Raw genomic sequence first — 7,025 nt, 5'->3', positions numbered from 1 at the left:
GGTGTTCAACGGGACCGATCCCGGTGATGGTGGCACCGGTTCGAGCGGCACGAATTCGAGCGGCACGACGTCGGGTAGCAGTGGGACGAGCAGCGGTTCGAGCGGCACGACGTCGGGCAGCAGCGGTCAGTCCAGTGGCACCAGCACGGGTGATCCGCGGCCGGACACCGATGGCGACGGGTTGTACGACGACGACGAGACCGACTACTACGGAACCGATCCGAATGTGGCGGACAGTGACGGCGACGGCGTTCCGGATGGCGAAGAGGTGTTCAACGGGACCGATCCCAGTGATGGTGGCACCGGTTCGAGCGGCACGACTTCGGGTAGCAGTGGGACGAGCAGCGGTTCGAGCGGCACCACGTCGAGCGGGACGAGCGGTTCGAGCGGCACCTCGGGTGATCCGCGGCCGGACACCGATGGCGACGGGTTGTACGACGACGACGAAACCGACTATTACGGAACCGATCCGAACAACGCCGACAGCGATGGCGACGGCGTCTCCGACGGTGAAGAGGTGTACAACGGCACCGATCCCGCAGGCGGAGGCAGCAACCCGGGCGGCATCCTCGGCTTCTTCGCCTCGGTGTTCTCCGGTGCGGTGACCTTCATCGGCGGCCTGATCACGTCGTTCCTCGGGCTGCTCGGACTCTCGGGCGGCGGAGGCGGCGGTGCCGGGCTCACCGGTGGCGGTGGCGGTGGCAGTGGATGGTTCACGTTCGTCACGGGTCGCAGCGGCGGATGGTTCGGCTAGGCGGCGCGCTGCCGGAACTGGGTCGGCGATTCGAACAGTCCTCCGCAGGTCGCGCCACGCTCTCCGTGGTGATCTTCCTGGTGGTCGGCATCGGGATCGTGTGGAACCTGCCCGACTCTCAGCTCAAACGCGCGATTCAACCCACACTGCGGCCGATTGCCTCGTCGGCCGGACTCGATCAGAAGTGGAGCATGTACGCGCCCGAACCGATCTCCGCCTTGGAGAGCGTGCAGGTGCGGGTGCGGCTCGCCGACGGGCCCGACCGGGTCTGGACGTGGCAGCGCGGTGATCTGGTGGTCGGACCGTTCCGCTGGTACCACTGGCAGAAGCTCAAGGAGCAGCTCGTTCGCCAACCGGCCAGCCGCAGAGGGGTCGCTCGTTGGGCGGTCCGCGAACTCACCGATCCCGCCGACCACCCGATTCACGTGCAGATTCTGCTGCGCACCGAACTTCTGCCCCCACCGGGTCGGCCAGGCCCGCGCACCGTCACCGTGAAACCGCTCTACGACGAAGCGCTCGGGAGACCGAAGTGAACGACCCGGCTCCGTCGCGCGTGGCACGTATCGCGAACGGCTGGAACGACTTCTGGTTCCGCCCGGAGCCCGCCTACACGCTCGGCGCGATCCGGATCGCGTTCGGGGCCATCGTGATGGCGTGGACGGTCTCGCTGCTGCCGGACCTCAACGACTTCTTCTCGTCGACGGGCGTCGTCCCGCACCAGCCGCTCAGTCGATACGAGTGGGGCGTGTTCGGCATCTGGACCAGTGACGACGCCGTCATGGTCGGTTGGGCGGTGCTTCTGATCGCCGCGTTCGCCATGACCATCGGCCTGCACAGCAGGGTGGCCGCGTTCCTCGTCTTCGTGCTGGTGATGTCCTTCGAACTGCGGTGTCCCTACATCTTCAACTCAGGCGACAACCTCGTTCGCGTAGAAGCCTTGCTGCTTGCGCTCGCCCCGTGTGGCGCCGCGCTGTCGATGGATCAGCGACGCAGTACCGGCTCTTTCTGGTCGGCGCAGGACCGGGCGCGTTGGCCGATCCGGTTGATGCAGGTGCAATTCACGCTGATCTACGTCGCCACCTTCTCCATCAGGATGACCGGCGAGAAGTGGCCGGAGGGCACCGCGCTGTCCTATGCGATGCGGCTGCAGGACATGCTGATAATCCCCGCCCCACAGTGGATCGCCACCAACGCCGTGATCATGAACGTCGCCACCTGGGGAACCCTGGTGGGTGAGTTGTTGATCGGCATCCTGGTGTGGAACCGGCGTTGCCGGCGCGTCGTCCTCATCGCTGGACTGGTCCTGCACACGATCATCTTGGTCACCATCGCCGTCGGCTTCTTCACCCCCGCGATGTTCCTGCTGTACCTCGCGTTCGTACCGCCGGATGCCGTGCGCCGTCGTGTCGATGCGCTGAGGTCTGTTGTCTCACAGCGGTTCACGACGCCCCGCCCGAAGAAGCACGAGGTCGTCGAGCCGCAGCCGCCACTGGCGTCCGTCGAGAAGGCGAGCTCGTGATCACGCTGTCACCAACACTTGCGGAAGAGGCCGACTCGTCGCCCGCTCCGACACCCCAGCGCAGGCGCCGCTGGGTCGTCGCCGCGGGCGTGCCCACCGTGGTCACCGCCATGCACTCGGCCTACTACGGGCAGTGGATCGTCGACGATGCCGGCCTCAGCTTCGCCTACGCACGATCGCTGACCTCGGGTGCCGGTCCGGTACTGCAACCCGGCGCCGACCCGGTCGAGGGTTACTCGAACCCGGCCTGGGTGGCGATCCTCGCCGTGGGCCGCTGGCTGCGCCTCTTCGACCACGGGGCCTGGTTCGGGACGCCCGACATCATCGCCTTTCCCAAACTCGTTGGGCTGCTGTGCTGTTTCGGCATCTTCGCGGCGATGTTCGCCATCGCCGCCGCGGTGACTCGGCGCCCGGTCGCCGTCACCATCGTCGCAGGCCTGCTCACGGCGATGGTGCCGTCATTCGTCATCTGGACGAGCAGCGGCCTGGAGAACGGGTTGTTCGCGCTGGCGGTCGTGGCGTTGGCGGCGGTGCTGGTCCGCGCGGCGGTCGCGGGCAGGCTGCTCACCATGGGCACTGCCGTCGGCGTGGGCGCGCTGGCGGCATTGGCGGCACTGACCCGTCCCGACGGAATCATCTACGTCGCCGCACTTCCGCTGGCCGCGGTCCTGACCGTCAACCGCTCGACGGCACGGGAGGCGTTGCGCGCGTCCGGCATCGCGGTGGCCGCATTCGCCGCCCCGGTGGGTGTCTACCTGCTCTGGCGGCTCTTCGTGTTCGACGACTACCTGCCGAACACCGCGCGGGCCAAGCAGCAGGCCTGGCCAAGCCTCGGCGACCTCAACCGGCCCGCCGTGCTCGTCGGCTACGTCGGCTGGCTCACGGTACTTCTCGGCGTCGCGGTCATCACGGTCGCGCTGATCCATCGCTCGCCCACCCGCACCGCGGTGGCGATGGTGTTAGTGCCGCTGGGGCTCGCGCTCGCGAGTTTCGCGCTACTGCAACCGGATTGGATGATGCAGTTCCGCTTCGCGACGCCGGTGTGGCCACTCGCCGCGATCGCGTCGAGCGTGGCCGCCGTCGCGGTGATTCCCGGCGCCTCGACGCGGACCAAGGCGCTCGTCGCATTGCTCGTCACCGTGGCCGCGGCGTCGAGCTTGAGCGGACTGTGGGCTTCGGAGAAGGCCTTCCGCGTCGAGCCCACGGTGGGTGTGTGCAACGTCGCGCAGAACGCCGGATATCTGTTCAACGGCTACGCCGACATCATCGGAGTCCGCGATGGGTCGCTGCTCGCAGTGGACGGCGGCGGCACGTCACTGGTGAGCAGGTTGCGCTTCGTCGACCTGTCCGGGCTCGGTGACCGCCGGATCGCCCGGTTCTGGCAGGACCACGACATGCCCGGCCTCCGCGACCACGTCTTCGGCGAGGTCCGGCCGACGTTCATCAAGATCTTCGACGGCTGGGCGGAGCGCGACCAGCTGGGGTTGGCCCGCGACCCGCGCATGAGCCGCGACTACGTGTTGATCTTCGCCGGCGCCCCCGGCGGCGGCGACTGGGTGCGCCGCGACGCGGTGACCGATCGCGGCACGTTCGCAACCGCTCGAAAGTGGGGGCGCGACTCGTGGGCCCTGCTCAACACCAGGTACCCGCGGAACTCACCGCCGGTCTGGTCGTGCGGGGACGTGCTGCGGCCCACGCCGTTTCGAGACCGCGTACCCGCCCCGTCACCGTTGACCAGGCCTGAATCGAGGGGGAGGACATGACAGAGCTGCTACCCGAGCGGACGAGCACAGGCTCCGATGCACCGTCCATCGCGCCGGAAGCCGTCGTGCGGATCGAGAGTTGGTTGCTGCACAGCGACGTTCAGCTCGTCGACGGGGCCCACCGGGGCGCGGTGGCTGGCTGGCTCAACGCCGAGGGCGAACCCGACTTCGTCTATCTCGAGATTGCGGGTTACTACCTCACCGCCATGGCGTGGCTGGCGTCCGGTGCGGCCTGCTCGCCGCACAACGCCGAAACCGCCCGCGTCCAAGCGCAACTCGCTGCGGACTGGATCGTCGAGTTGCTGGCCAGGAACCCCGTGCCACCGACCCGGCTGTATCTGTCGGGTGCGCCCGCGGACTGGCGGAACGATGCGGTGTTCACCTTCGATCTGGCGATGGCTGCTCGCGGGTTGTCCTGCGCCCGAGGGCTTCCCGGCCGGCGCACCCGGCGGCGCACCGTCAACCGATTGTGCGCGCAACTCGAGCGGATCTCGGCGGGGGCGAACGTGATGCGCTCCCACGAGACGGTTCCGGATTCCGGGGCGCTTCCCGCGCGGTGGTCGACCCGGCCGGGCCCGCACCACTTGAAGGCCGCTGCCGCCGTGCTGCGGGTTCCGGAGTCCGCGAGCGGCCGAGGGCTGACGGCGGTGGCGCGGCGCACCTGCAGGCATTGGTCGGCCGTGCTGCGGACCGACGGCTGGCCCTGCCAGGAGTTGCACGCCCTGCTCTACGGCGTGGAGGGGATGCTGGTGCTCGCCGGTCGCGACCGGTCGAGCGTGCTGCTCGACGACGCCGAAGCGTTTTACACCCGCTTGATGTCGTTGCAGGACAACGACGGTACGCTGCCAGAGGCCATCGGCGGCGGCATCGTGCGCTCCGACGTGCTGGCCCAGGCTCTACGCGCGGGCATGCTGCTGCGCGGCCGCGGCCGACTCGTCGGTGAGGAGTGGACACGCCGGTTGGACCTGCTCGCGGACGCACTCATCGGGCTCGTCCGACCCGACGGCGGGGTGCGGTTCGCCAGGCATCAGGACATCTCCAACACGTGGTGTGCGATGTTCGCGCATCAGGCGCTCTACCTGTATTCGCGGCGCGGCGCCGACCTCCGGGCCATCGAGGCCGGATACGAACTGTTGGTGTGACCGTGATCCACCTGTTCGAGCCTTCTGGTTACGGCGGGGTGTTTCAGCACACCTGCCGACTCGCGCAGGCGCTGCACGGTGCGGGACGGGAAGTGGTGCTGCACACCAGCGTCGAGCATGAGGGCGTGCTGATTCCCGACATCGAGGTGTGCACGTGCTCCTGGTGGCCACGGCCATCCGACGGCAGCCGGCTCGGGTCCGCGGCCCGTCGGGGGACCATCGCCCGCCGGCTCGTCACCCGGACGCTGCCGCACCTCGCCCGCACCCCACCCGGCGTGCTGCACGTCCAGGGTGTCGCCGCGACGGGTGCGGTCAATCTGCTCGCACTCAGCCGGGCCCGGCGCGCCGGGCATCGGGTCGTCTACTCGCCGCATGACGTCTTCTCGCGTCGCGGGCTGCTCGACGAAGCGCTGCTGCGACGCGCCTACCGCGTGCCGAAGGCGATCATCGTGCACAGCCGCGCCGACGAGCGACGGCTGCGGAATGTCCTGGGACCCGTTGCACCGATCCATGTTTCGCCGTTGGTGCAGTTGGTCGAGCGGCCGACGGAACACCAGCGGATGCAATGGCGCCGGGAGTGGCACGCCGATGAGGCCGAACGGGTGGTGCTGTTCGCCGGCTTCATCCGCCCCGAGAAGCGGCTCGACGTCCTCGTCGAGAGCGCCCGAGGGTGGCCTCCGGGTCGGCGGCTCGCCGTCGTGGGGCCCGATCGCGGCGGCTGGGCCAGATGTGACGACCTCGCCCGCGCCTACGACCTCGACGTCGCGACCCGACTGGAGTTCGTCGACCTCATCGAGTTCACCGCCGCCATCGCAGCGGCCGATCTCGTCGTGGTGCCTTCCGAATTGGCAAGCCAGAGTGGCGTGCTCGCGGTGGCCCGCCGGCTGCGCACTCCGACCGTCGCCGCCGACGTCGGCGGCATGGGGGAGTTGGCGTCGGAGACGTTCGCCGCCGGTGACGCCGACGACCTGAGCCGGGCCATCCAGCTCGCGCTGTCGGACGGCGCGCGACGGCCCGACCTCGACCTCGATGCCGAGGACGACGAGGCCATCGCCGTGCACCTGCGCGCCTACGGGTTCCAGCCGTGACCGCGCACCGTACCCCGGCGGTCGGGCTTCGCGACGTGCTCAGGTGGTGGCCGCTGATCCTGCTGCCCGTGGTGCTTGCGATCGGCGCCGCGGCCTGGAGCGTCAGCCAGCAGACACCCAGCTATACCGCGTCGACCCAACTGGTGGTGATCCCGCTGGCCCAGTGGGACGAAACCTTCCTTGGCACCAGCCTGATCCGCGACGCAGGCGACGCCAAGAGCACCGCGACGACGGTGGCGGCGCTGCTGGACACGCCGCGGCAGGCCGGGGTGGCGGCCGCAGCGCTCGGCGGCGACTGGACGGCCGCGTCGGTTGACGCAGCGGTCACGGTGTCCGTGCTTCCGGAGTCGAACATCGTTGAGGTGCAAGCGCGTTCCGCAGATCCGAAGCAGGCGGAGGAGGTGTCCGCGGGCTTCGCCGAGGCCGCCCTCGCCGACCGCTGGAAGACGATCTCCGCCGAGTTGGACACGCGTATCGCGGCCCTCGCCGCGACCACGTCGACCGACCCCAACAGCGGCGAGGCCTCGGGTCGGCTGCAGACGTTGACGATCATCCGTCAATCCGGCGCCGACCCAACCCTGCGCATCGACTCGACCGGAACGGCGATCGCCGACGGTCGAATGCCCGTCGCCGCGGTGCTCGCCGCCGCGGCCCTAGGCGGGCTCTTCGTCGGCGTGCTGTGCGCCATCGGGATGGCGCGACTTCGCCGCAGGCCGGTCGACCCCGCGCCCGACGGGGAGGAATGACACTGTGCCGACT

Annotated in this window: 6 protein-coding genes and 1 pseudogene; all 7 read left to right on the top strand. The window is 69.3% G+C overall.

The features are described from left to right. Positions 1 to 754 (top strand): annotated as a pseudogene (locus tag SLQ33_RS33355) (hypothetical protein); the annotation flags it as partial. Next, positions 742 to 1,287: a hypothetical protein gene (locus SLQ33_RS33350; RefSeq protein WP_319458219.1), complete on the top strand. Its 546-nt coding sequence runs from the start codon at positions 742 to 744 to the stop codon at positions 1,285 to 1,287. The pseudogene SLQ33_RS33355 and the gene SLQ33_RS33350, both read left to right, overlap by 13 nt. After that, entirely contained in the window at positions 1,284 to 2,273 is a 990-nt protein-coding gene (locus tag SLQ33_RS33345) for an HTTM domain-containing protein (RefSeq protein WP_319458218.1), read from the top strand. Before SLQ33_RS33350 ends, SLQ33_RS33345 begins: the two co-directional genes overlap by 4 nt. Beyond that, complete coding sequence (locus SLQ33_RS33340; RefSeq protein WP_319458217.1) at positions 2,270 to 4,036, top strand: hypothetical protein; 1,767 nt, start codon at positions 2,270 to 2,272, stop codon at positions 4,034 to 4,036. The genes SLQ33_RS33345 and SLQ33_RS33340 overlap by 4 nt, the downstream gene beginning before the upstream one ends. Beyond that, positions 4,033 to 5,178: a hypothetical protein gene (locus SLQ33_RS33335; RefSeq protein ID WP_319458216.1), complete on the top strand. Its 1,146-nt coding sequence runs from the start codon at positions 4,033 to 4,035 to the stop codon at positions 5,176 to 5,178. Before SLQ33_RS33340 ends, SLQ33_RS33335 begins: the two co-directional genes overlap by 4 nt. Beyond that, positions 5,175 to 6,266, top strand: a complete 1,092-nt coding sequence (locus SLQ33_RS33330) for a glycosyltransferase (RefSeq protein ID WP_319458215.1) — start codon at positions 5,175 to 5,177, stop codon at positions 6,264 to 6,266. Before SLQ33_RS33335 ends, SLQ33_RS33330 begins: the two co-directional genes overlap by 4 nt. Then, positions 6,263 to 7,012, top strand: coding sequence for a hypothetical protein (locus SLQ33_RS33325; protein WP_319458214.1), 750 nt, complete (start codon positions 6,263 to 6,265; stop codon positions 7,010 to 7,012). Before SLQ33_RS33330 ends, SLQ33_RS33325 begins: the two co-directional genes overlap by 4 nt. Positions 7,013 to 7,025: the final 13 nt, after the last annotated feature.

Origin of the sequence: Mycobacterium sp. RTGN6, from assembly GCF_033804605.1 — a bacterium.
Taxonomy (GTDB): Bacteria; Actinomycetota; Actinomycetes; order Mycobacteriales; family Mycobacteriaceae; genus Mycobacterium.
Note: the sequence above shows the minus strand (reverse complement) of the source record. Positions and strands in the feature narration are given on the sequence as shown.

Coding starts and splice junctions, on each gene's coding strand:
- SLQ33_RS33335 (WP_319458216.1), top strand. CDS start 4,033: ATGACAGAGCTGCTACCCGAGCGGACGAGCACAGGCTCCGATGCACCG.
- SLQ33_RS33350 (WP_319458219.1), top strand. CDS start 742: ATGGTTCGGCTAGGCGGCGCGCTGCCGGAACTGGGTCGGCGATTCGAA.